This window comes from Streptomyces sp. NPDC094143, assembly GCF_040303825.1.
Classification (GTDB): domain Bacteria; phylum Actinomycetota; class Actinomycetes; order Streptomycetales; family Streptomycetaceae; genus Streptomyces.
Window position 1 is genome coordinate 292756 of sequence record NZ_JBEOTZ010000005.1, and the last position, 24513, is coordinate 317268.

The 24513-nt window shown below is 71.3% G+C and carries 16 protein-coding genes; 8 read left to right on the top strand and 8 right to left on the bottom strand.

Annotation, left to right across the window (positions count from 1 at the left end):
- Window positions 1-5: 5 nt before the first annotated feature.
- Both ABTZ58_RS09440 and asnB read right to left on the bottom strand, forming a co-directional pair.
- Entirely contained in the window at window positions 6-2021 is a 2016-nt protein-coding gene (locus tag ABTZ58_RS09440) for a hypothetical protein (protein WP_351352603.1), read from the bottom strand.
- Window positions 2022-2082: 61 nt separating this feature from the next.
- Window positions 2083-3963, bottom strand: a complete 1881-nt coding sequence (gene asnB / locus ABTZ58_RS09445; RefSeq protein WP_351352606.1) for an asparagine synthase (glutamine-hydrolyzing) — start codon at window positions 3961-3963, stop codon at window positions 2083-2085.
- Window positions 3964-4236: 273 nt separating this feature from the next.
- On the opposite strand from asnB, the gene ABTZ58_RS09450 reads away from it, so the two are divergent.
- From ABTZ58_RS09450 to ABTZ58_RS09470, 5 genes are all read left to right on the top strand, one after another.
- Window positions 4237-7275 carry a non-ribosomal peptide synthetase gene (locus ABTZ58_RS09450; RefSeq protein ID WP_351352609.1) on the top strand — a complete coding sequence of 1013 codons (3039 nt, stop codon included), beginning with the start codon at window positions 4237-4239 and terminating at the stop codon, window positions 7273-7275.
- Window positions 7276-7321: 46 nt separating this feature from the next.
- Complete coding sequence (locus ABTZ58_RS09455) at window positions 7322-13123, top strand: non-ribosomal peptide synthetase (protein WP_351352611.1); 5802 nt, start codon at window positions 7322-7324, stop codon at window positions 13121-13123.
- Window positions 13120-14466 carry a KamA family radical SAM protein gene (locus ABTZ58_RS09460; protein WP_351352614.1) on the top strand — a complete coding sequence of 449 codons (1347 nt, stop codon included), beginning with the start codon at window positions 13120-13122 and terminating at the stop codon, window positions 14464-14466. The genes ABTZ58_RS09455 and ABTZ58_RS09460 overlap by 4 nt, the downstream gene beginning before the upstream one ends.
- Window positions 14467-14561: 95 nt before the next feature.
- Complete coding sequence (locus tag ABTZ58_RS09465; RefSeq protein WP_351352617.1) at window positions 14562-15515, top strand: TauD/TfdA family dioxygenase; 954 nt, start codon at window positions 14562-14564, stop codon at window positions 15513-15515.
- The gene (locus tag ABTZ58_RS09470; protein ID WP_351352620.1) at window positions 15512-17314 is read left to right on the top strand and encodes a carbamoyltransferase family protein; all 1803 of its coding nucleotides are present in this window, start codon (window positions 15512-15514) and stop codon (window positions 17312-17314) included. The genes ABTZ58_RS09465 and ABTZ58_RS09470 overlap by 4 nt, the downstream gene beginning before the upstream one ends.
- 192 nt (window positions 17315-17506) lie before the next feature.
- On the opposite strand, the gene ABTZ58_RS09475 is transcribed toward ABTZ58_RS09470, so the two are convergent.
- Both ABTZ58_RS09475 and ABTZ58_RS09480 read right to left on the bottom strand, forming a co-directional pair.
- Window positions 17507-18637, bottom strand: a complete 1131-nt coding sequence (locus tag ABTZ58_RS09475; protein ID WP_351352623.1) for a fatty acid desaturase family protein — start codon at window positions 18635-18637, stop codon at window positions 17507-17509.
- 7 nt (window positions 18638-18644) lie between these two features.
- Window positions 18645-19700 carry a ferredoxin reductase gene (locus ABTZ58_RS09480; RefSeq protein WP_351352626.1) on the bottom strand — a complete coding sequence of 352 codons (1056 nt, stop codon included), beginning with the start codon at window positions 19698-19700 and terminating at the stop codon, window positions 18645-18647.
- An 86-nt stretch (window positions 19701-19786) separates the two neighbouring features.
- Here ABTZ58_RS09480 and ABTZ58_RS09485 point away from each other — a divergent pair, with 86 nt between their 5' ends.
- A complete protein-coding gene (locus ABTZ58_RS09485; RefSeq protein ID WP_351352629.1) occupies window positions 19787-20926 on the top strand; it encodes a PucR family transcriptional regulator in 1140 nt (379 codons plus the stop codon).
- 411 nt (window positions 20927-21337) lie between these two features.
- Window positions 21338-21559, top strand: a complete 222-nt coding sequence (locus ABTZ58_RS09490; protein ID WP_351352631.1) for a hypothetical protein — start codon at window positions 21338-21340, stop codon at window positions 21557-21559.
- Between the two features lie 5 nt (window positions 21560-21564).
- Here ABTZ58_RS09490 and ABTZ58_RS40145 read toward each other — a convergent pair whose 3' ends face one another.
- Window positions 21565-21753 (bottom strand): hypothetical protein, encoded by a 189-nt coding sequence (locus ABTZ58_RS40145; RefSeq protein WP_502996036.1) that lies wholly within the window; start codon window positions 21751-21753, stop codon window positions 21565-21567.
- Between the two features lie 187 nt (window positions 21754-21940).
- Between ABTZ58_RS40145 and ABTZ58_RS09500 the strand changes: the two genes are divergently transcribed.
- Window positions 21941-22369, top strand: a complete 429-nt coding sequence (locus tag ABTZ58_RS09500) for a DUF6892 domain-containing protein (RefSeq protein WP_351352633.1) — start codon at window positions 21941-21943, stop codon at window positions 22367-22369.
- Between the two features lie 172 nt (window positions 22370-22541).
- On the opposite strand, the gene ABTZ58_RS09505 is transcribed toward ABTZ58_RS09500, so the two are convergent.
- The 3 genes from ABTZ58_RS09505 to ABTZ58_RS09515 form a co-directional block, all read right to left on the bottom strand.
- Window positions 22542-22952 (bottom strand): DUF6069 family protein, encoded by a 411-nt coding sequence (locus tag ABTZ58_RS09505; protein WP_351352635.1) that lies wholly within the window; start codon window positions 22950-22952, stop codon window positions 22542-22544.
- Window positions 22949-23560 carry a TetR/AcrR family transcriptional regulator gene (locus ABTZ58_RS09510; protein WP_351352638.1) on the bottom strand — a complete coding sequence of 204 codons (612 nt, stop codon included), beginning with the start codon at window positions 23558-23560 and terminating at the stop codon, window positions 22949-22951. The genes ABTZ58_RS09505 and ABTZ58_RS09510 overlap by 4 nt, the downstream gene beginning before the upstream one ends.
- Window positions 23561-23817: 257 nt before the next feature.
- Complete coding sequence (locus ABTZ58_RS09515) at window positions 23818-24510, bottom strand: response regulator (protein WP_351352641.1); 693 nt, start codon at window positions 24508-24510, stop codon at window positions 23818-23820.
- Between the last annotated feature and the right edge of the window lie 3 nt (window positions 24511-24513).

The following is a 24513-nucleotide window of genomic DNA, read 5'->3' on the forward strand; positions in this document are numbered from 1 at the left end:
GGCGGTCAGACCGCGGCGGGCACGACGCGGGTCGCGGACCAGCCGTGGATGTGGCCGTGGACCGGGTGACTGGTGACGTTCTCGCCGCACTCCAGGCGGGCCGGGGCTCCGGCGACGAGCGCGTCGGTGCCGTCGCCCCCCTCCGGCCAGCGGATCTCGACGGTGTTGCGTCCGCGGCGCAGGACGTCCGGGGGCACGGTGAACTCCCGGGTCGTCCACGCCGTGCCCACCTCGGCCGTGCCCACCGGGTGGCCGTTCACGGCGACCGACACGGACGGGACCGGTACTTCGGACGGCAGCCGCCAGGTCACTTCGAGGACGAGCGGGGCCGGTTCGTCGACGACCAGGGTGGAGCGGGTTCGGGGGGAGTTCGCCCGCAGGTATGCCACCCGCGGGCCGACGCCGGCTTCACGGCGCTCGTTGAACGTGGTGGCGAGGTGCGCGTCGGCCAGCAGGTCGGTGCTGCCGGAGTGTTCGGCGACGAGCAGGTCCTCATAGCGCCGGCGCGCCGCGACGCCCCTGCTTTCGAGGACGTCGAGCATGACCTCGCGCAGACCGTGGTCCGCCAGCTTGCCGTTGAGCCGGCCGTCGCCGACCACCATGTAGCGCCGGAACGCCGGGTCCTGGGTGGAGCGCTCGTAGGAGGAGCACATCCAGTTCGGGGCGATCCGCGTCTGGTAGTCGAGGTAGTCCTCGAAGCGGTCGGCGACCGAGGCGTCGGCGTCGAGCGCCCGGGTCAGGTGGTGGCGCAGTACGTCCTCGGGCTGGCCGTAGTGGGCGTTGTGCACGGCGGCGAGGAAATGGGCCAGGGCGAGCCGGTCGGCGGCGGCCCTAACCGGTACGCCGCCGGTGCCCGGCCGCTCGGGCAGCTCCAGAGCCGTACCCAGGGTTTCCGCCACGGCCAGGGCCGTGGTGCGCAGGCCGTCGAAGCTGAGATGGCAGTAGTCGAGGAAGTAGCGGCGGCCGGGTGCGCCGGCGTCGCCCTCCTGGAACAGGGCCGCCTGGTCGACCAGGTGGAACCCGGCCTCGCCGGCCTTGCGGCGCATCACCTCCTGCACGGAGGCCAGGGTGCGCGGGGAGTGGATGGCGAAGGGGCTGACCACCGCGTCCTTGGCCGCCCGGAGCGCGGTGAGTTCCTCGTCGGGCGAGGCCGCGCAGCGTGCCGCCAGGCGGTGGGAGACGGGGCTGGAGCCGCCGTCGAGGGCGGTCATCTCGGCGACGAGTGTGCGGGCGCCGGCGAGGTCGCCGTCCCGCAGGGCGCGCTCGGCCTCGTCCCGGGCGCTCAGCCAGCGCCGCATCCGTCCGGCGGGCAGGGCGGGGCAGTCGAGGATCGGCTCGTCCGTCCAGTCGGCCAGGTTGAACTCCGGGACGACCAGGACGACGGGGACCTCGCCCGCCAGTTCGCGCAGCACGTCCAGCGCGCTCGCGGCGACCTCGGTGACGAGGTCCCGGAAGGACGCCGCGGCCGCCGGGAAGCCGCCCTCTTCGAGCAGCAGGGCCAGTTCGTGGCGCTCCCCGGGCGTCGGGTCGACGTTGTTCCAGTTGTTCCCGGCGTGCACCACGAGTGCGTCGGCGCCCAGGGCGAGGGCATCGGCGGCCGTCTGGAGGAGGTCCGCCAGGGAGCAGTTGGTGCGGGCGAGGTCGAGGACGTCCACGCCGGTGCCGTCGAAGGCGGTGTCGACGAGGCCGGCCAGCGAGTACGCCGGGTCGAAGAAGTAGCCGCGGGTCGCGGACTCCCCGAGCACTGCGACACGGCGGTGACCGGGGCGCAAGGGTATCTCCGGCAGGTCGGCCCAGTAGCGCCATTCGTCCCGGCGCCCGGTGTCCCGGCGCAACTGCCCGTCCGTCAGGCGCCACACGCCCACCCCGGTTCCCGACGGGGTGGGCACGGTCAGCTCCGTCGAGCGCTCGACGGGCCGGCCCAGCACCTGCATCCGGGCCAGGGCGAGGGTTCCCTCCGGCCCGGACAGGGAGCGGCTGAGTCGCTCGGTGATGCTGAGAGTCGGATCGGTCGGCGGCATCCGTTGTCCCCCTGGCGATGTGGGTCCGGGCAGGCCTGCCCGGCGCCCGCCTGAGTTGCCGTCAGGCGGAGTATGCGGGCAGGTCGTAGAGGTCGAGGAGCAGGTTGAAGGTGAGTACGGTCATCAACAGGTCGGTCTCGAACGGAACGTTGATGCGGAACCCGGGCGTGGCGTACTCACGGACGAGCCGCTCCACGCGGTCCGGATCGAAGTAGCCGTCCGCTTCGATGCGTTCGCGGGACAGCAGGGCCTCGATGGCGGGGTCGTCCTGCCGGATCAGGTGCGGGCTGCCCGGCGCGGTGAAGCCGAACTTCTCGCGGTCCACGATCCGGCGTGGAATCCATTCCCGAGCGACCTGCTTGAGGAGGTATTTCTCCTCAAGGCCCTTCAGCTTCAGCTCGGGCGGCACGGTCGCGAGGAACTCGACGAGTTCCCGGTCGAGGAACGGATGGCGGGACTCCACCGAGTTGGCGAACACCATGCGGTCGCCGTGGTCGCCGAGCAGATGGTCCGCCAGCCGGAGTTTGAGGTCGAGGTAGGAACGGCGGTGCAGATCGTGCAGGCCGGTCAGGCGCTCGCGATCGACCAGCGGGTGGCCGAGGCAGTCGATCTCGGCCTGCCGTTCACGCACCGGCGCCGAGTAGAGCCGGGCCTTCGTGGCCCCGAATCCGGCGTCGTTGCGTTCGTAGAAGAAATTCTCGTCACCCCACAGGCTTTCGCGCATTCTGGCTTCCCGCAGGTCGGTGACGCCGCCCGCGGCCTGGGTGCGCCGGACCTGGTCGAAGCGGTAGCCGATGTAGCCGCCGAACAGTTCGTCCGCGCCCTGCCCGGTGAGCACCACCTTGACCCCGGCGCGGTGCACGGCTTCGGACAGCGCGTGGGCGGCCGAGTTGAACGACTCCTTCAGCGGGCACTCGGTGTGCCGTACGACCGTGCGCAGCCGGGAGGCTATCTCCTCGCCGTGCACGAAGCGCTCGGTGTGGCGGGTGTCGAGGACGCCGCTCATCAGCCGCTGGTAGTCGCTCTCGGAGAGCTCCCGCTCGGGGAACGCCGCCGCGAACGACTGGATATCGGCGTCCGGCATCAGATGCCGCATGATCGCGCCGACCAGGGAGGAGTCCAGGCCACCGCTCAGGTACAGGCCGACCTCCACGTCGGACTGCAGACGCTTCTCGACGGAACGGACCAGCAGGTCCTCGACCTGACGGACGTAGTAGGACTCGTCGTGGCGTTCGACGTCCGCGTCGGTGCGCGGGTATGCGAGGTCCCAGTACGTCCAGACCTTGGGCCGGTCACCGGGGCGGAACTCGACGGCGGTGCCGGGCGGCACGCTGTGGACACCCTCGAACATCGTCCGCGGGCTCACCAGACCGGGCAGGGTGAACACCTGGTCCAGGCCGACGAGGTCGACGCGGCGCGGCACCGCGGGGTGCTCCAGCATGGCCTTGATCTCGGAGCCGAAGACCAGCTCACCGCCCTGGTGGGCGTAGAACAACGGCGTGACGCCGAAGTGGTCGCGGGCGCCGATGAAGAGCTGCTCGCGGTGATCGTAGAGCACCACCGCGAACTGCCCGTCGAGTCGGCTGACGAAGTCGCGGCCGAACTCCTCGTAGAGGTGCGGGATCACCTCGGTGTCGCAGCGCGTGCGCAGGGTGTGGCCCCGGCTGACGAGCAGGTCACGCAGTTCGCGGTAGTTGTAGATCTCGCCGGTCGTCATGGCGACGATCTGCCGGCTCTCGTCGTACATCGGCTGGTCGCCGGCCCCGAGGTCGTTGATCGCCAGCCGGGTGAACGCGAACGCCACCGTCTCGTCGACGTGGAATCCGGTGGAATCCGGTCCCCGGTGCTGGATGGCCGCGCTCATGGCGTGCAGTGTTTCTCGCGCCGCCCGGGGATCGTGTCGTGGCCCGACGAAGCCCGCGAGTCCACACACCGTCAACACCCTTTCCAGAGTCGGTACGGCTTTACGTCAACACTTCAACTTTCTTCCTGGCGAGGCAGGTTGCCGCGGCCGGGACTGAGGCAGATTACATCACCAGTTGATCAACGCAAGAAAAGATTCCTTGACCAAATGAGGATCTTCCTAAAAGGCGTTCGATGTGCCACAGTCCCGTCTCGTGCATCGCTGGGGCGATCTTGTTCGGCCCGCCGGCAGGGTATTCACGAGGGGGGCAAAGCCGTGTGTCGTACCGGTCCGGAGTCGTTGGGTGCGGCGTTGGTCGAGCAGTTCCGCCGGACACCCGACGCGCGAGCGGTCTGCGACGACCGGCAGGTCCTGACGTACCGCGAACTCGACGCCCGCTCGGCCGCCCTGGCCGAGGCGCTCGTGGCGGCAGGGGTGGGGCCCGATCGGATCGTGGCGCTCCAGCTGGAGCGCTCCGTCGACCTGGCCGTGGCGATCGTCGGGGTCGTGCGGGCGGGCGGGGCGTGGCTGCCGCTGTCCACCACCGACCCGGACCGGCGGATCCTCGGTCTGCTGCGGGACGCCGCGCCCGCGGCCGTCGTGGCCGAGGAGTCGTCCCGGCTGTGGTCCCTCGCCGACGGCGGCGTGCCGCGGCTGACCCCCCGCGGACACCGCGCCCCCGGCCAGGGGCCGCCGATCGACCCGGCCGAGCCGCACCACCTGGCCTACGTCATCTACACGTCCGGCTCCACGGGCCGCCCCAAGGGCGTGATGATCGAGCACGCCGCCATCGTCAACCGCCTGCGGTGGATGCAGGATCGTTTCCGTATCGGGCCCGGGGACGTGGTCGCCCAGAAGACGCCGTACACCTTCGACGTCTCGGTGTGGGAGTTCATGTGGCCCCTGATGACCGGAGCGGAACTGGCCTTCGCCGCTCCCGACGGGCACCGGGACCCCGGCTACCTGGCACGGTTCCTGACGGAGCGCCAGGTCACCGTCACGCACTTCGTGCCGAGCATGCTCACGGAGTTCCTGCGCCAGGTGCGGCCCGGGGACTGCCCGCGGCTGCGCTCGGTCATGGTGAGCGGCGAGGCGCTCGGCCCGTCCCTCGCCCGGCGGTTCTTCGAGCGGCTGCCCCACGCCGAACTCCACAACCTCTACGGCCCCACCGAGGCCGCCGTCGACGTCACCCACTGGCAGTGCGCCGCGGACGCCTCGCCCACCGCACCGGTCCCCATCGGCCACCCCATCAGCGGCATCGAACTGCTCGTCGTCGGCGAGGACGGCACCCAGGTACCGGAGGGCGAGGTCGGTGAGCTGTGCATCGCCGGCGTGGGGCTGGCCCGTGGCTACCTCAGCCTGCCCGAGGTCACGGCCGAGCGCTTCGTGCCCCACCCGGCCGACCCGACCCGCCGCATGTACCGCACAGGCGACCTGGCCAGTCGCCGTCCGGACGGGGCGTACGACTACCACGGCCGCAACGACCGACAGGTGAAGATCGGCGGCGTCCGCATCGAACTGGGCGAGGTGGAGGCCGCCCTGCAGTCGCTGCCCTGTGTCGAGGAGTGCGTCGTGGTGACGCGTGTCGACGCAGCCGGTGTCGCACGCCTGCACGCCTTCGCCGTCCTGGTCCCCGGCGTGCCGTGGTCCGGATGGCGTGACGAACTGCTGCGCATCCTGCCGGCCGGCTCGATCCCGGCCGGCCTCACACCCATGGACTCGATGCCGAAGACCGCGCACGGCAAGGCCGACGTGGCGGCACTGCACGCGATCCTGGCGGAGCAGTCAGACCGGAGCGGACAGACCGCCGCCGGCGCCGACCCACTGGAACGCCTGTGGGCCGGCGTGCTCGGCACCACCGAGCCGCACTTCCTGCACGCGGGCGGCACGTCGCTGCACGCGGTGCGGCTGCTCGCCGACACAGCCGAGGAGTTCGGCCGCACGGTCGCCCTGGCCGACTTCTTCACGGAACCCACCCTCGACCGGCTGCGCGCCCTGCTCGCCGCCACGGACACGGACACGACGATGCCGTCGCGGGTACCGCGCGATGGTGAGCTGCCCCTCAACCGCTACCAGGAACGCCTGTGGTTCCTGCAGGAACTGGAGCCCGAGAGCACCGCGATGAGCGCCCCCACCGCGTTCCGCATCACCGGAGTGAGCGCCGAGCGGGTGTCGAAGGCGTTCGCCGCTCTGGTGCGGCGGCACGAGGTGCTGCGGACGACGTTCCGCTCCGTGGACGGTGAGCCGCGGGCCGTCGTCGGCGCGCAGCTCCCGCCGCTGGAGTGGACGGACGGGTCGGGCGCGTCCGCGGATCACGCGGCCGTGCGCCGATGGGTGACGCAGACGGCGTACGAGCCGTTCGACCTCGCGGCCGGACCACCGCTGCGGGCCCACGGGGTGAGTTTCGGCCCGGCCGACCACCTGCTCGTGATGGTCACCCACCAGATCATCGCGGACGGCTGGACCTGGTCGCTGCTGACCGATGAGCTGAGCCGGCTGCTGACCGAGCCGGACCGAGGGTTCGAGGACGCACGGCTGGAGATCGTCGACCACGCGGCCTGGCAGCGTACGCACGAGGCCCGCCGGGAGCACCGGACGGCCGTCGAGGAGTCGCTGCGGCACTGGCGCACCGTGCTGGCGAACGCGCCGGACGGACTCGACCTGCCGGTGGACGAGCCGCGCGGCCCCTCCCTCAGCGTGCCCGCCGACAGCGTCGCGCTGCGCTGGTCGCCGGACTTCCCGGCCCGGCTGAAGAGCCTGTGCCGCGAGCACGGCATCACCGAGTTCATGGCCCTGCTCGCCGGCTACACGGCATGGCTGGCCCGGCTCTCCGGCCAGGAGACGGTGGTCGTCGGCACTCCCATGGCGAACCGGACGCCGCCCTGGGTCGCCGAGTTGGCCGGCTACTTCGTCACGACCGTCCCGCAGCGTCTGGAGATCGACGAGGACGCGACATTCGCCCAGGTGCTGGACCGCGCCCACACCTCCGTCGTGGCGGGTCAGCGGCACTCGGTGGTGCCCATCGAGCGCATCGTCGCCGAGGTCGGAGCGGCCCGCGGCGCCGACCGGCTGCCCCTGTTCCAGAACCTGTTCGTCTTCCAGAACATGCCGGCGTGGCAACGGCAGGCCGGCGGCGTCACCGTGCGCGTCCACCAGTTCCCGCCCCGGCACACGCACTACGACCTCAAGTTCGAGGTCTTCCCGCTCACCGAGGGCTACGAGGCACGTCTCGTGTACGCCCGGGGCCGTATCTCGGCCGAGCGCGCCGCGCTCATGGCCCGCCAGCTCGCCTCGTTCGTCGAGGCCGCGGTGGACAAGCCCGACGCATACGTCGACGAGATAGCCCTCTGACCGGCCCCCAGTGCAATCCCGACCACACGATTGGACTCACACTCAGATGACGTACGCCGACGACCACCCCACCGCGTCGACGACGCCGTCACGGCACCTGGTCGAGAGCACCACCGTCCCCGCCCTGATCGAGGCCACGGCCTCCCGGCTTCCGCAGACCGTCGCACTGGTCCGAGGCGCGCGGTCCCACACGTACCAGGAGCTCGTGGAGCGGTTCCGCGCGACGGCTCGGGCGTTGCGGACACGGGAAGTGACCCCGGGGGACGTGGTGGCGGTCCGGGGTGGCCGGTCGCCGGAGACCGTCGTCGCCATGCTCGGTGTCCTGCGGGCCGGTGCGGTCCTGGTGATGATCGACGTCACCCAGCCGGAGGGCAGGGTGCGTGACGTGCTGGAACGGGCGCGCCCGTCGCTGCTCGTCGACACGACCGACCAGACGTGGGCGGCGGGCACCGGCTCCACGCCGGTGGTCCGCCTCGCCGAGCTGGAGCGGTCGACGGCGGGGGACGTGGAGCTGCCCGTCGTGGCCGCCGCCGCGGACGCGTACGTGTGCTTCACCTCCGGCACCACCGGCGAGCCCCGCGGTGTCCTGGGCTGGCACGGGGCGCTCGTCCACTTCTGCGCGTGGGAACAGCAGGCCCTCGCCATCGGCCCGGGCGACCGCGTCGCCCAGACGGCCGCGCTGACCTTCGACGCGGTCTTCAAGGACCTGTTCCCGGCGCTCATCGCAGGCGCCACCGTGTGCCTCCCGCCGACCGACCGGCCCTTCGTCGATGTGGCGCGGGTGCTCGCATGGCTGCGCGAGGACGAGGTGACCATCCTGCAGACGGTGCCGAGCGTGCTGTCCGCGTTGCTGGCCGAACAGCCCGCCGGTGCGGGCTTCCCAGCGCTGCGTCTGATCTGCCTCTCCGGTGAGCCGCTCGCCGGCAGCCTCGTCAACCGCTGGCGGAAGACGACCGGTGACGCCGGCACGAGGTTCGTCAACCTCTACGGGACGACCGAGGCCACCATCCTCAAGTCCTGGTACCCCGTTCCCGACGGCGAGGTCCCGGAGGGCATCCTGCCCGTGGGCAAGGCCATCGACGGCGCCGAACTGCTCGTGGTCAACAACCGCGGCCGGCGGTGCGGCGTCGGTGAACCCGGTCACGTGCTGATCCGCACCCCGCACCTCACCCGGGGCACCTGGCGCCCGGCCGCGGGTCAGGCCCCGCTCTTCGAGGTGAACCCGCTCAACCCCGACGACCCCACCGACCTCGTGCAGCGGACCGGCGACCTGGGCCGCATCGGCCCCCAGGGCGACCTGGAGATCCACGGCCGGGTGGACGACCAGGTCAAGATCCTCGGCGTCCGCGTGCACCCGGCCGAGGTCGGCGCGGTGATCACCCGCATGCCGGAGGTCGAGGACGCGGCCGTCGTGGTCCGCGCCGGGGACGACGGTCCCGCCCTCGTCGCCTACGTCGTGCCGGCCCAGGGCGCGGGCGTGGACGCCTCCGCCGTACGGCGGCACGTGGCAGCGGCCGGCTCCAACGCGATGGTCCCGGCCCAGGTGGTCCTTCTGGAGCGGCTGCCGCTCACCGGCCACGGCAAGCTGGACCGGTCCGCGCTGCCCGACCCCGACGACACGGCCGGGCAACTGCCGCAGGAGGCGGCGGACGAGGGCGAGTGGACCGCGACGGAGCGGCGCGTCGCCGAGCTGTGGTCCGAGGTGTTCAAGAAGGAGATCACCTCCCGGCACGCCAACTTCTTCGATCTCGGCGGCCATTCGCTGATGCTGGCCCGGCTCCTCGCCCGGATCCGCCGGACGTTCGAGGCCGACCTGAACCTGCCGACCCTGTACCGGTCGGCGACGATCGCCACACTCGCTCAGGCCGTGGACGGCGCGCTGCGGGAGGGCGCCCAGGCCGAGGAGGAACCGGCGCCCGTGCCCGTCCCGCGCGAGGCCGACCAGCCGCTCTCCCCCGAGCAGGAGGGCTTGTGGTTCCTCCAGCAGCTGGACCCACACAGCTCCGCCTACAACATGGCCGGCGTGTTCCGGCTGCCCGCCGGCTTCGACGAGGAGGCCGTACGCACGGCGTTCCTCACGGTGTGCCGCCGCCACGAGGCGCTGCGACTGCGCTTCCGCGAGGTCGACGGGCGCCCCGTGCAGTCCGTGGGCGAGGCGGCCGTCGACTTCACCGCCCTGCCGGCCGTGACCGACCGGCCGTCGGGCCTGGCCGCCCTGTCCAAGGCGGCGGCCGACGCCTTCGACCTGGTCGCCGGCCCGCTGGTGCGGATCCGGACGGTCCGCGTCGCGGACGATGAGCTCCTCGTCGGCCTGACCGTCCATCACCTGTGCTGCGACGGGGTGTCGTGGAGCCTCGTCGCGCAGCAGGTCGACGAGCTGCTCGCCGGCACCGACCGGCACACGCACCTGGACGGCGCCACGTCCCGGCTCCAGTTCGGCGACTACGCGGCCTGGCGCGCACGCCGGACGACCGGCGAGCGCGCCGAGGCCGACCTGGCCTACTGGCGCGACCTGCTCGCCGACACCCCAGCCCCGGACGTGCCGTGGGGACGTCCCGTGCCCGGCGAACGGCCGCACCAGGCGCGGGTGCTGCGCGTCCCGGTCGCCCGTGAGGTGACCGACCGCCTCGCCGAGCTGTGCGCGAAGTCCGGGGCCACCGAGTACATGGCGATGATGACCGTCCTCGCCTACGCCCTGTCCCGGGCGGCGGCGCAGGACCGGGTCGTCATCGGCAGCGACAGCGTGGGCCGGGATCGGGAGGAGTTCGAGGACGTCATCGGGTTCTTCGTCCGGACGCACGCCTTCCGCTTCGACATGGCGGGCGCCCCGACGTTCGAGGAGGCACTCGGCCGGGTCAGGTCGACGCTCGTCGAGGCGTCGGGGCACCGGGACGTGTCGTACGCGCAGGTCGTGGAGGCCGTCGCCGCCGCCCGGGACGGGGACCGCAGCCCGCTGTTCTCCGTGATGCTGAGGATGCCGCCGCGCGAGGAACTGCCGCGCGAGGCCGCCCTGCTGCGTCCCGTCGATGTGGTCGCCGACGCCGGTGACGGCTCCGGCACGGCACCGACGGCCAAGTTCGACCTCACCGTGGTGGTGCGCCCCGCCGAGGCGGGCACCGTCCTGGACTTCGAGTACGACGCCGACACGGTCCAGGCCGAGTTCGCGGCCGCGCTCGGCGAGCGGTTCACGCGTCTGCTCCGCTTCGCCGCCGAGCAGCCGACGAGTCCGCTGGCCGACGCCGGCCGCGCGGGCCACCCCTTCGCCGAACCGCTTCCCGCCCGGGACCTCGTCCCCGTCGCCGAGCGGTTCCGGCGCCGGGCCGCAGCCACCCCGGACGCCGTCGCCATCTCCTGGGCGGAAGGCGAGGTGACCTATCGTCAGCTGGCCGCCGCGGTGGCGGGCGCCGCGCAGCAGCTTCAGGCGGGGCAGCGCGTCGGTGTGCTGGGCGGCAAGTCGCCCGCCACCGTGGCTGCCCTCGTCGCCGCGCTCGGCGCCGGCGCCACCGCCGTACTCCTGGACGACGGTCTGCCTCAGCCGCGGCGCGCCGCCATGGTGGCCAAGGCCGGCGTCCGGCAGATCCTGCTCACCGAGCCGTCCACCGCGACGCAGGTACCGGGCGACGCCACCGTGCGGCGCCTGACCTTCGAGGAGCTCGCCAAGAGCGCGGACGAGTCGCTCGGTCCCGTCCCCGCCCGGCCCCTGGAAGCGGCGTACGTCTTCTTCACGTCCGGCACGACCGGCGAGGCCAAGGCGGTCGTCGGATCGCACCGCGGACTCGACCACTTCATCGACTGGGAGACCGAGGAGTTCGGCGTGCACGCCGGGGACCGCGTGGCACAGCTGACCACGCTCTCCTTCGACGCGGTCCTGCGCGACGTCTTCGTGCCGCTCACCCAGGGGGCCACTTTGTGCCTGCCGCCGGCGAGCGCCCTGGACGACACGGCACGGATGGTGGACTGGCTGGCGCGCGAGCGCGTCACCATCGTCCACACCACACCCAGCGTGGTGGCGTCCTGGCTGCGGGACACCGACCGGACCACCGCGCCCCTCGCCGGCCTGCGGCTGCTCTGCCTCGCGGGCGAGCCCCTCACCGGCCGGCTCGTCCAGGAGCTGCGGGAGCGGCTGCTGGGCCCGGACACCGAAGTCGTCAACTTCTACGGGCCCACCGAGACGACCATGATCAAGACGTTCCACCGGGTGACGGCCGAGCAGCACGCGGGACCGGTGCCCGTCGGCCGCCCGCTGCCCGGCGCCCAGGCGGTCGTCCTGGGCGCGGACGGCTCCGTCCGCGGCCCCGGCGAACGCGGCGAGATCGTCATCCGGACGCCGTACCGGACCCTGGGCTACCTCGACGACGCCCGCGCGGCCTCGAACTTCCGCCCCAATCCGCTGTCCGACGACCCGGACGACCTCGTCTACCACACGGGAGACCTCGCGGTGGTCGGCGCCTTCGGCGAGATCCACGTCGAGGGGCGCAGCGACGACCTGCTCAAGGTGCGCGGCGTCCGGGTGCATCCCGCGGAGGTCGCGGCCGAGCTGACCACCCATCCGCAGGTGCGCCAGGTCCACGTGGAGGCGGACAAGGAGGCGGACGGCTCGCTCGTCGCCTACGTCGTGCGCTCGCCCGGCTCCGCCCTGACCACGGAGGAACTGCGCCGCCACGCGCGCGAGCGGCTGCCGCTGGCGGTCGTCCCCTCGCTGTTCCTCTTCGTCGACCGGTTCGCTCTGCTGCCCAACGGCAAGCTGGACCGCTCCTCCCTCCGGGGCGCCTCGTCCCCGGCCGCGCAGGAGCGTGTCGCGCCCCGGGACGACACCGAGACCCTGATCCGGTCCATGTGGTCCGAACTCCTCGGCCACGACGACTTCGGTGTCACCGACGACTTCTTCGCCGTCGGCGGTCACTCACTGCTCGCCACCATCCTGCTCACCCGGATCCGCAAGAAGACCGGCCTGTCGCTTTCGCTGCGCAAGCTCCTGGAGGGCCCGCGCGTCGACCGTCTGGCCGCATCCGTGCGCGAATTGCGGAAGGAGTCCGACGACCAGGGGAGCGAGCTGCTGCTGACCCTGCGCCAGGGCGCCGCGGGTGGACCGCGGTTGTTCCTCGTGCACCCGATCGGCGGCGACGTGCTGTGCTTCCGGGAGGTGGCGTCGGCGCTGCCCGCCGAGTTCACGGTGATCGGGGTCCGCTCGCCCGGCCTGGACGGCGGCACCGTGTTCACCTCGGTCCAGGAGATGGCGGCCGCCTACCTCCACGAGGTGCTCAAGGTGCAGCCCGAGGGTCCGTACCACTTCGCCGGCTGGTCCATGGGAGGCGCCGTCGCCTACGAGATGGCACGCCAGCTCTCCTTCGAGGGGGTGCGCACCGCCTCCCTGGTGCTGCTCGACAGCTACGCGCCCGGCTCGAAGGCCTTCGAGCACTTCGCCGGACCCGACGCCGACCGGGCGGCGTCCTTCGCCCGCGATCTGGAGCGCATGACCGGCGAGAGGGTCGACACCGCGCTGCTCAGCGGCGACCGGCCGGCGGCCGGCGAGGAGCAGCAGTCGCTGCGCCGCAGGTTCACGGTGTTCGACGCCAACGCCACCGCGCTCGTGGACTACCGGATGCGGCGCGCCCGCCTCAGGGACACCCGGCTCACACTGCTGCTCGCCGGTGACCAGACGCGGCCGGAGGGGACGTCCCCGACCCTCGGCTGGGAGGAGGCACTGGGCACGCCGGTGCGGACCCGGACCGTGCCCGGCGCCGACCACTTCACCCTGGTCCAGCCCTCCCACGCCGCGGTCACGGCCGGGGAGATCGCCCGCGCGGTCGCGCCGGGCACCGCCGGCCAGGACGAGGAGCGCGGATGAACGACGTGACCCCGCCGCGCTTCCGGGCGTACTCCGCACGCGATCTGGACGCGCTGCTGGACCGGTGCGGGGCGGACGCCGAGACGAGGCTCCAGATACGGGCCGTGGCCGCGGTCCTGCCGTTCCGGACCAACCAGTATGTGGTCGACGAGCTCATCGACTGGGACGACGTGCACGACGACCCCCTCTTCCGGCTGGTCTTCCCGCAGCCCGACATGCTGGCAGCGGACGAGCTGAAGACCGTGACCGACCTGCTGCGCGAGGAGGCGGGCCCCGCTCGTCTCGCGCCCGCCGTGCGGGAGATCCGCGCGGGGATGAACGCGCACCCGGCGGGCCAGACCGACCAGAACGTCCCCCTCTGGCAGGGGCAGCGGCTCTCGGGCGTGCAGCACAAGTACCAGGAGACGCTGCTGTACTTCCCGCGTCAGGGCCAGACCTGCCACGCGTACTGCACCTACTGCTTCCGCTGGGCACAGTTCGTCGGCGTGCCCGAGCTGAAGATGGCCGCGGAGAAGGACGACGCCGACGCCCTCGCCGCCTATCTGCGGCACCACACCGAGATCACCGACATCCTGGTGACCGGCGGCGACCCGCTCATCATGCGCACCGACAACCTGCGGCGCGCGCTCGAGCCCTTCCTCGCCCCGGGACTGGAGCACATCAGGAACATCCGGATCGGCACCAAGGCCCTGACCTACTGGCCCTACCGGTTCACCGACGACGAGGACGCCGACGACCTGCTGCGCCTGTTCGAGGAGGTCCGCGACCGCGGCCGGCACCTCGCGGTGATGGCTCACGTGACGCATCCCCGCGAGCTCCACCCCGAGCCCGTGCGGCGCGCGATCGAGCGGATCCGGTCGACGGGCGCCGTGATCCGCACCCAGGCGCCCCTGGTCAGGTCGATCAACGACGACGCCGGCGTCTGGCAGGAGATGTGGACACGCGCCGTCGCCCTCGACGCCGTCCCCTACTACATGTTCGTGGAGCGCGACACCGGCCCGCGCCAGTACTTCGAGGTTCCGCTCGTCCGCGCCTGGCAGATCTACCGGGAGGCCCTGTCGTCCGTGACCGGGCTGGCGCGCACGGTGCGCGGCCCGTCCATGTCCGCCACCCGAGGCAAAGTCGTCGTCGACGGAGTGACCCAGATCGCCGGACAGTCCGCGCTCGCACTGCGCTACCTGCAGGCCAGGGACCCGGAAGTGGTCGGGCGGCCGTTCTTCGCACGGTTCGACCCGCAGGCCACCTGGGTGACGGACCTGCGGCCGCTGTCACCCTCGGACGCGCCCTTCCTCGACCAGACGGCCGGAGCCCGTCCGGCGGACCGGATCACGGACGGACCCTGAGGCCCACCGGGGCGACGGTGACCGCCCCGGACGTCCCGCACCGGCCCGTCCGACCCCCTGCCCGCCCGCAACACCGCTATGTCAGGAGAGACCGTATGTCCGCGTCGGCAGCGCTGCCGCTGGTGGTGGAAGCAGGTTCCACCACCGACCTCGTAGACCTCATCGAGCACGATCGCGACGAACTCCGCTCGGCGCTCCACACCCACGGAGCGCTCCTCTTCCGGGGCTTCGACATCGCCGGCGTCGACGGACTGCAGTCGACCGTCAACGCGCTGTCGGGGGAGACGCTCACCTACACCGAGGCCTCCTCACCGCGCACCTCGATCCAGGGCAACGTGTACACGTCCACCGACCACCCGGCCGAGGAGGAGATCTTCCTCCACAACGAGTGCTCCTACCAGGACACCTGGCCGATGACGCTGTACTTCTACTGCCTGCGTGCGCCGCAGACGCTGGGATCGACGCCGCTGGCCGACACCCGGCGGCTGTACGCGGCGATCGACCCCGCCGTACGGGAGGAGTTCGCGCGCCGGCGCTGGAGTCTGGTGCGCAACTACCACCCGAACTTCGGCGTCCCATGGCCCAAGGTGTTCGGCACCGACAGCCGGGCCGAGGTGGAGGCCTACTGCAAGGAGCACGGCCTGATCCCCGAGTGGACCGGTGAGGACGGGCTGCGCACCCGCGTGGTGCGGGACGCGCTGCACCGCCACCCGCGCACCGGCGAGGACGTGTGGTTCAACCACATCACCTTCTTCCACGTGACCACGCTCCCGGAGGACGTCCAGGAGGGCCTGCTCGCCCTGTTCGGCGAGGACGGCCTCCCCACGAACACGTACTACGGCGACGGCGGACGCATCCCCGACGACGTGATGGACCACCTGCGCGGCTGCTACGCGGACTGCCGGGTCCGCTTCGACTGGCAGCAGAACGACATCCTCGTGGTGGACAACATGCTGTCCAGCCACGGCCGGGAGTCCTTCACCGGCGACCGGAAGATCGCGGTCGCGATGGCGGAGCCGCACACCGCCGGACAGGGAGACCCGCGATGAGCGTGCAGAACCCGCGTACCCCGGAGCCCGCCGGACCCGTGGTCCTCGGCATCTCGGCCCACTTCCACGACTCGGCGGCGGCGCTGCTGGTCGGCGGCCGGCTCGTGGCCGCCTCCCACGAGGAGCGCTACACCCGGCGCAAGCAGGATCCCGACCTGCCCATCGACGCCGTGCGCGACTGCCTGGACCAAGCCGGTCTGCGCATCACCGACGTGGACTGCGTGGCCTACTACGAGGACCCGGCGAAGAAGCTCCACCGCCAGCTGTGGACCGGGCTGCCGGCCTTCCCCGACAGCAGCACGAGCGCCCTGTACCGCCTGGACGCCGACCGGCCGCTGCGGGAGATCCGGGACCTGCTGGGCTGGCAGGGGCGGATCGAGTTCGTCGACCACCACCTCTCCCACGCCGCGAGCGCCTACTACTTCTCCGGATTCGACGACAGCGCCGTGCTGACGGTCGACGCCGTCGGCGAGTGGGCCACCACCAGCTGGGGGATCGGCCGGGGCGCGTCGCTCGAACTGACCGACCAGGTCGAGTTCCCGCACTCCCTGGGCCTGCTCTACAGCGCGGTCACCGGCTACCTCGGCTTCGAGGTGAACGAGGGCGAGTACAAGGTGATGGGGCTCGCACCCTACGGCGAACCGCGGTTCCGGGACGAGATCGGCCGGCTCATCCATGTCACCGAGGACGGGTCGTTCCGGCTCGATCTGGACTACTTCGACTTCACCAACCCGGACGGCATGCTCGGTGAGCGCTTCACGTCCCTGATCGGCGTGGAGCCGCGGGTGCCGGAGTCGGAGATCGACAAGGTCCACCACGACCTCGCGCGCAGCATCCAGGTGGTGACCGAGGAGACCCTGCTGCGCATGGTCGACAAGGCCCACCGCATGTCGGGCAGCGAGAACCTGTGCATGGCCGGAGGCGTGGCCCTCAACGTCGTCGCCGTGCGCCGCATCGTCGAGGAGGGCCCCTTCGCCAGGGTGTTCGTGCAGCCGGCCGCCGGCGACGCGGGCGGCAGTCTCGGGTGCGCGGCGGTGGCCCACCAGCGCCTGACCGGGGAGCGGCCCCGACAGGACCGGCTGACCTCGGTGCTCCTCGGCTCCGGCACGGACTCCGACGGTATCGCCCGGCTGCTCGGCGCGTACGCCGGCCGGCCCTTCGCCGACTTCCGCGGGGACGAGGCGGGACTGCTCGATGCCGTCGCGGGGCGTCTGGCCGAGGGCAAGGTGATCGGCTGGTACCACGGCCGGGAGGAGTTCGGGCCCCGCTCGCTCGGCGGACGGTCCATCCTGGCCGACCCACGGGGCGACGACACACGGGACCGGATCAACGCCTCGGTCAAGATGCGCGAGGCGTTCCGGCCGTTCGCGCCCGCCGTGCTGGCCGAGCACGCGCACGAGCACTTCCGGCTCGACCACGAGTCGCCGTTCATGCTGGAGACCTGCGAGGTCGTGTCGCCGCTGGCGCTGCCGGCCATCACCCACGTGGACAAGTCGGCCCGCGTACAGACCGTCACCGAGGCGACGAACGGGCGCTTCTACCGCCTCATCCGCACGTTCGCCGACCGGACGGGTTGCCCGCTGCTGTTGAACACGTCGTTCAACCTCCGGGGAGAACCGATCGTCCACACCCCCGTCGACGCCCTGCTGTGCTTCCTGAGGTCGGACATCGACTGCCTGGTGCTCGACGACTTCGTCCTGGACCGCGACGCCCTCCCGCAGTCCTGGGTGACATGGTTCAAGGGAACCCGGCCACCACGCCGGAGCCGGGTGAGCGACAGCGTGTACACCCTGCTCTGACCGTGACGGGCACCGCGTTGCCCGAGTGGTGGGAAGCTCGAGCCCGGGGTCGGCACCGTCAGGTCACGGCCCCGGGTCCGGCGCACGCCCAGGCAGCGCAGCCGGACGTGGCGATCACCCACCGTCCGCAACCGGGTATCACCGGACCCGGCGGTGCCGCGGTACGGGCGGGAGATCCGCCCATAGCGAGAATCAGGCCGCGACGAGCTCCCGCTCACGGTCCGGCGTCGTGACCTCGGCCTTCTTGTCGGCCTTCTTGTTCGGCAGCGAGAGCCGGAAGACCTTGTGCCACGCGGAGAACACCTGCTTGGGCAGCGGCCCGGTGACGTACTCCAGCTCGTACTTCTCGAACAGCGCGCGCACCTTCACCGCGACCTCGGCGTACCGGTTGCTCGGCAGGTCCGGGAACAGGTGGTGCTCGATCTGGTGCGAGAGGTTGCCGGTCATGAAGTGCATGGCCTTGCTGCCGCTGATGTTCGCCGAGCCCATCATCTGGCGCAGGTACCACTGGCCGCGCGTCTCACCCTTGATCGACCGGCGCTCGAAGACCTGTACGCCCTCGGGGAAGTGCCCGCACATGATCACCGAGTGGGACCAGATGTTGCGGACCAGGTTCGCGGTGAACGTGGCGGCGAGCGTGGGGAGGAACGACGGGCCCGACAGCAGCGGGTGGATCACGTAGTCCTTGAGCACCTGCTTGCGGATCTTGCGGCCGACGGCCTTGGCCCGCGCGCGGAACTCCGGGTTCTTGCGGCGGCGCTTGTGCAGGTTCTTGCCGAGCTCCAGGTCGTACGCGGCGATGCCGTACTCGAAGAAGCAGGCGTTGAGGAAGTTCCACAGCGGCTGGCCGAGGTGGAACGGGTGCCACTTCTGGTCCTCGTCGACGCGCATGATGCCGTAGCCGAGGTCGTTGTCCTTGCCGATCACGTTGGTGTACGCGTGGTGCAGCTCGTTGTGCGAGTGCTTCCACTGGTCGGCCGGCGAGACGTGATCCCATTCCCAGGTGGTGGAATGGATCTTCGGGTCTCGCATCCAGTCCCACTGACCGTGCAGGATGTTGTGGCCGATCTCCATGTTGTCCATGATCTTCGCCACGGACAGACCGGCGGTGCCGATCAGCCACGCGGGCGGGAACATCGAGAACAGGAGCACGCCCCGGCTGACCAGCTCGAGCTTGCGCTGCGCCGAGATGACCTTGCGGATGTAGGCGGCGTCCTTCTCGCCGCGGCTGGCGATCACCTCGTCGCGGATGGCGTCCAGCTCGCGGCCGAGCTCCTCGATCTGCTCCGCGGTCAGGTGGGCAGTGGGGTCGATGGCGGTCAAAGTGCTCCTACCGTTCGATGTCACAGGGGCCCGCCGCGGCGGACACGCAGGTCTGGATGAGGACGCCCGGCTCGGCCTCGGTGATCTCGCCGGTGCGCAGGTCGCGGACGGCACCCGCCCTGAGCGGCGTGACGCAGCCGAAGCAGATGCCCATACGGCACCCGGAGGGCATGAGCACTCCGGCCTCCTCGCCGATGTCCAGCAACGGCGTGGCACCGTCTGCGTCGACGGTCTTGCCGGTGGCGCTGAACGTGACCTCGCCACCGTCGCCGGCGACGACGACGCTGGGGCGGAAGCGTTCGGTGTGCAGGCGCTCTTGGACGCCGTGCCCGGCCCAGTGCTTTTCGGCGGCGTCGAGCAGACCCGCGGGCCCGCAAGCCCAGGTCTCGCGCTCGGCCCAGTCGGGCACGAGTTCGTCGAGACGGGCGATGTCGAGCATGCCGTCCGTGTCGGTGTGCACCTCGGTGAGCCGCAGCTTCTTGTCCGCGACCAGGTCGTGCAGTTCGTCGCGGAAGATCACGTCTTGCGGCCGTGGCGCGCAGTGGACCATGACGGCGTCGTCGAACTCGGAGTCGCGCAGCATGCCCATCACGGGCGTGATGCCGCTGCCGGCCGTCAGGTAGAGCACCTTTGCGGGCTTGGCCTGTGGCAGCACGAAGTCACCGGTCGGCTGGTCGAGCTGGATCAGCGTGCCCGGTCGCGCCCTGCGGACCAGGTGGTTGCTGACCTTGCCGTCCGGAATCGCCTTCACGGTGATCGTGAGGCGGCCGTCCCGGCGGTCTGTCGGCGAGGTGATGGAGTAGGCACGCCACAGGCGCACCCCGTCGACGTCGACCCCGATCCGCACGTACTGACCGGCCGTGTGGCCGCGCCAGTCCCGTCCCGGTCTGATCACGATGGTCGCGGCGTCACCCGTCTCGGGGTGCACGGCCTCGATGCGCCCGCGCAAGTCAGCGCCCGCACGCAGCGGGCTGACCAGGTCGAGGTAGTCCGACGGCAGCAGCGGAGTGGTGACCATCTCCAGCAGTTTCCACGCCCTGCTGCGGAGGGCTGAACTCGTCATGCCTCCAGCTTGCTGTGCTTCAGGGCGTAAAGTCCTGACCGCAGGACGTAAATCTGATCGGCCGAATTGTTCGCAGGGAACAAAAAGTGAGCCATGCAATCCAGAGGGCCAGCGAACTGGCCCTGGACGAGACGAAGGTCACCGCACTTCGGGCCGCGCTGAAGACCACCGCCGACGAGGTCGTCCAGGCGATCATCGACGAGGTCCCTTCCTACGCCAACGCCCTTTCGGGCAGCATGGGCGGAACCATCCGCCGAGCCGTCCGCACCGCCCTGGGACACTACCTGGACCTCGCGAGCGGGAAAGCGACGGGCGGCGACGCCGGTGACGCCGCCTACGAGCTGGGCCGCGGCGAGGTGCGCGACGGCCGTTCGATGGACGCCCTGCTCAGCGCCTACCGCGTCGGCGCCCGCGTGGCCTGGCGATGCCTGGCAGCGGGTGCGGTAGCCGCGGGTCTGCCCGCCGCCGAGGTCGCCAAGTTCGCCGAGCTGACCTTCGCCTACATCGACGAGCTCTCCGCCGCGAGCGCCGCGGGCCACGCCGACGAACTGGCCGCCCGGGGCAGGGCCCAGGAGCGCCACCTGGAGCACCTGGCCCGCGACCTCCTCGCCGGCGCGAGCCCGGACGTGCTGCTGGCCTCTGCTCAACGGGCCGGGTGGCAGCCTCCGGTTTCGCTGACCGCGGTCCTGCTGCCCGCCGTCCAGGCCCGGCCTGCCTACCGGGCGCTCGACCCGAGCACCCTCGTCCTGGACGATCTGCCGGACGCCACCGGTGTGCTGCTCGTCCCCGATGCCGACCGGTCGCATCTCTTGCGGCAGCTGACCGACCGCTCCGCCGTGGCAGGCCCGGCCCGGCCGTGGACTCGTGCGTCCGCCTCGTACGCACGAGCCGTACGCGCTCGCTCTCTCTCCTGCGATATTCGCGACACCGAGGACCACCTGCCCGAGCTGGTGCTGAGCGCGGACGCGGACGCGTTCGCCGACCTGCGTGCCCGAGCCCTCGCACCGTTGCGGACGCTGCCCGTCGCGACCGCACGCCGGCTGGAGGAGACGTTGCGGGCGTGGCTGCTGCACCAGGGCAGGCGGGACGAGGTGGCGGCGGCGTTGTTCGTCCATCCCCAGACAGTCCGCTACCGGATGTCCCAGCTGCGGGAGCTGTTTCCGGATCTCGCATCGCCACACCGGGTCCTCGAACTGACGCTCGCGGTCGGTCTCCGGGCCAGCTGACGAGTACCGTCTCGTTCTCGACGCCGTCAGCCGGCTCATCCGGCCGCCCAGCTTCACGGTCACCGGCCGATCAGGTCCGTAGGCGGGCGGTCAGGCGGGCCAGGAGGGGGAGGCAGTCGCGTAGTTGCTGCTGATCCGTGCATCCTGTGCGCGTCATGCAATCAACGTGTACAAGTGGACTGTGCTTTGCCCGGGGGCTCCCATTGGCCCCTTTGGGGGCCTGGGCACTTCGAGGGCCTGGGCACTTCGCCGCGCGGGCAGACGCCGGTGACCGGACGCTTCACCCAGCGGTAGGCCGGTCGGCCACGCCGAAGGTGATCCGGAACAAGCCGGAAGCGGTGAACGGGGTCGCCCCGAAGACGTTGCGGGTCCGGTCTTCCTGCAGCCCGACGAGAAGTCCTGCCACAGGGCGTGGGTGTCGGGCAGGGGATCGGAGATGGTGGCGTCGGCGGCGAATGCCTCCTCACCGCGGCCCGTGTCGAAGGTGAAGCGGAACCGGCCGTCATCATCGGACGACGCCTGCGCCGCGCCGGCGTCAAGGGGGCGGACGAGGCCATCGCGGGCTACGCCGTGGTCCAGGGGCCGCTCGTCGGCAGCAAGAGGGTGTGCACCGAGGCGTCCGGGACGAACTAGGCGAACTAGGCATCGCCAGGGTGGTAGAGGATTCCGCCGTCGGTGAGGTAGCCGACGTCGTCGGGGCACGGGATGTCCTCGTGGATCAGCGCGTGGCGCTGGCCGTGAACGGCGACGGTGAACGAACCGACGGCGAAAGCATCACCGGCGGATGCCGTACGCGCAGGTCGTCTGCGGCCGCTGGTGGATGGCATCGGGTCTGGTTCCGTGTGCGCATGCAGGGCCGTCGCGTCGGCCCCTTCGTACGCTTCACCGACGGCGCCCTCGACCAGGCCGTACCCCCGACGGGACGCAGGTTATGACGGCAAGCGGGGTGGTGGCGCTGCCCGCTGGACAGGCCGCGGTGGTCTTGGTGTCAGCGGTGCCACCTAGGTTGTGTGCATGGCCACTTTCAAGGACTTCAATTTCAAGCTCATCGTCGTCGAGCAGTTGATGTACATCGATGAGACGCTCACGCCCAAGTTCCGCCTCGCCGATCTTCTCAAGGAGAAGGGGTTCAGCGACACACCCTGGGAGTACGCGCAGCAGCACGGCCTGGCGTACCAGATCGTTCCCGAGGCGCGCAGCTACTTCTCATCCCTGGAGATCAGCGACGAACTCCTGGCCGGCGTCGAGGAGCTGTGCATGGACGGCGGTAACCAGGTGTACCAGGAGTGCGCCCCGATCTGGGACGGCGAGGACGACTTGTTCGACGTCGCTTCCCTCGACGACCTGGTGCTGCTTCCGAACCTCCAACGCGTCCTCGGCTCCGAGTTCCTGGGCTCCGAGTTGCGGAAGGTCCTCAGCGCCCGCGGCATCGTCGCCGACTGACGTCGCGAACGAGCGGCGTCGACTTCTCGTGGGGGATCCCGACCCCACCTCACCTGAAATCACTCTTCAGCGCTCGACGCGGTCGGGTCTGTGACGGTCATTCAGCCGCGCGACGCTCAGCAGGGCTGTCTCCCTCCGCTGCCGTTCGCGGCGTACCCGGTGACGGCGGCGGTCACCCCCTGGCGGCACCGGCTGCCGCTCCGGGGGACCTGCCGCCCAGCCCCGGAATCAGCACTGCCGCCACCGCCAGGTGCATCAGAGCGAGAGAGACCCGGGTGCCGCCGTCCATGCCGTCACCGATGAACGGCAGGAAGGACACGGCCAGTACGGCGCCGGCCACCCCGGTCCAGATGGCGCGGGCGCGCCGTACCCCGAACCGCTCCAGGGAGGCCAGCAGTCCCCAGCCGGAGAGCGAGGCGAGCAGTGCGGCGATCGCCACGGGCACGGCGCCGATGTCGAGCGTCTGATTGCCGTCGGCGATCTGCAGCCGGTGCCCCAGCAGTGGGTCCGTGACCAGCCATACCAGGACGGGGGCCAGGACGGCCAGGGCTGTAACCGCCAGGCGCCTTCTGCGGGCGCTCACTTGGCGCCCCCTGAGAGCGCGCCGTGCAGGAAGAACTCCACCAGCTCCCGCGGGGTCAGGTCGGGCTCGTTCTCTGTGCGTGGCTGGGTGAAGAGCAGTCCGAAGAAGAGGGCCGCGATCTGCTCCGGCGGCCGGCGCAGGGCGGCCTGGTCGGGCTCCAGCAGCTCCGCGAGGGCCGCGCGGATACGGGTCGTCGACTCGTCGCGGCCCGCACCGCGCACCGTGCCGGGGTGCTTGCCGCCGCGATGCCTCAGCGAGCCGAGGATCGCGCCCATCCTGGACATGTGCGCCTGCAGCGCCTCGGCCGCCTCCGCGAGCCGGTCGGGCAGCGGCTGGGACGTGTCGATCGCGTCGAGCTCGCGGACCGCGTGCTCGGGGGAGAGCGCCTCGGCGATGCAAGCCTGCAGCAACTCGTCCTTGTCGGCGAAGACCCGGAAGATCGTGCCCTCGCCGATGCCCGCGGCTCGGGCGATCTTCGCGGTCGTCACCGCGGCCCCGTACTCGGCGATCAGCGGGATCGCGGTCTGGATGATCATCGCTCGGCGCTCTTCCGGCGTCATCGCGGGGGCGCGGCGGCGGGTGGTCGGGTTTCCCTTGGGTGCCGTCATGAGCGTCAGCCTACGGAGTGAGCGCTCACTCCGTCAACGAGTGAGCACTCACTCCGTTCATCCCTCCTCGTTCGGCCGGTTGTCGCTGACAGCCATCGAAATCCATAACTCGGGCCGGAGCAGTCTGCGTTGTCTCCAGTTCCAGCAGGTGATGCCGCGCGTGCATGACACGCACCAGGGCCCGGCGGTTCGGCAAAGCTCACCACCGGCGCCGTCCCACACGGCCCGGGATCCCAGCGGCACTTTCTGTACCGCAACTACTCACCCCCGGACACCAGCCCGACCCGGTACGCGAGGACGACGGCCTGGACCCGGTCGCGCAGGCCGAGTTTGGCCAGGATCCTCGACACGTAGGTCTTGACGGTCTCGGGGGTGATGAAGAGCTTCGCGGCGATCTCCGCGTTCGACAGCCCCTCGGCGATCTGCCGGAGCACCTCCAACTCGCGCGGGGTCAGTGCCCGCACTACGTCCTCCCTGGCCGGCCGGGAAGTTTCGGCCGGGCGCAGGTGTTCGGCGAAGTGGCCGATGAGGTGGCGGGTGACGGCGGGGGCCAGCAGGGCCTCGCCCCTGGCGACCGTCCGGATGCCGTTGACCAGCTCCGCCGGGGGCGCGTCCTTGAGAAGGAAGCCGCTGGCCCCGGCACGCAGCGCGTCGTAGACGTAGGCGTCGACGTTGAAGGTGGTGACGACCAGCACCTTCGGCGGTGCCTCGGCGTCGGGACCGGCCAGTTGCCGGGTCGCCTGGATGCCATCGAGCAGGGGCATCCGGATGTCCATCACCACCACGTCGGGACGCAGGCGTCCTGCGGCCTGGACCGCCTCGTGCCCGTTCTCGGCCTCTCCGACGACTTCCATGTCGGGCTGGGCGGAGAAGATGGTGACGTAGCCGGTGCGCACCAGAGCCTGGTCGTCGCAGACGAGCACACGGATCGGTGGCGGCGCATCGCTCACGGG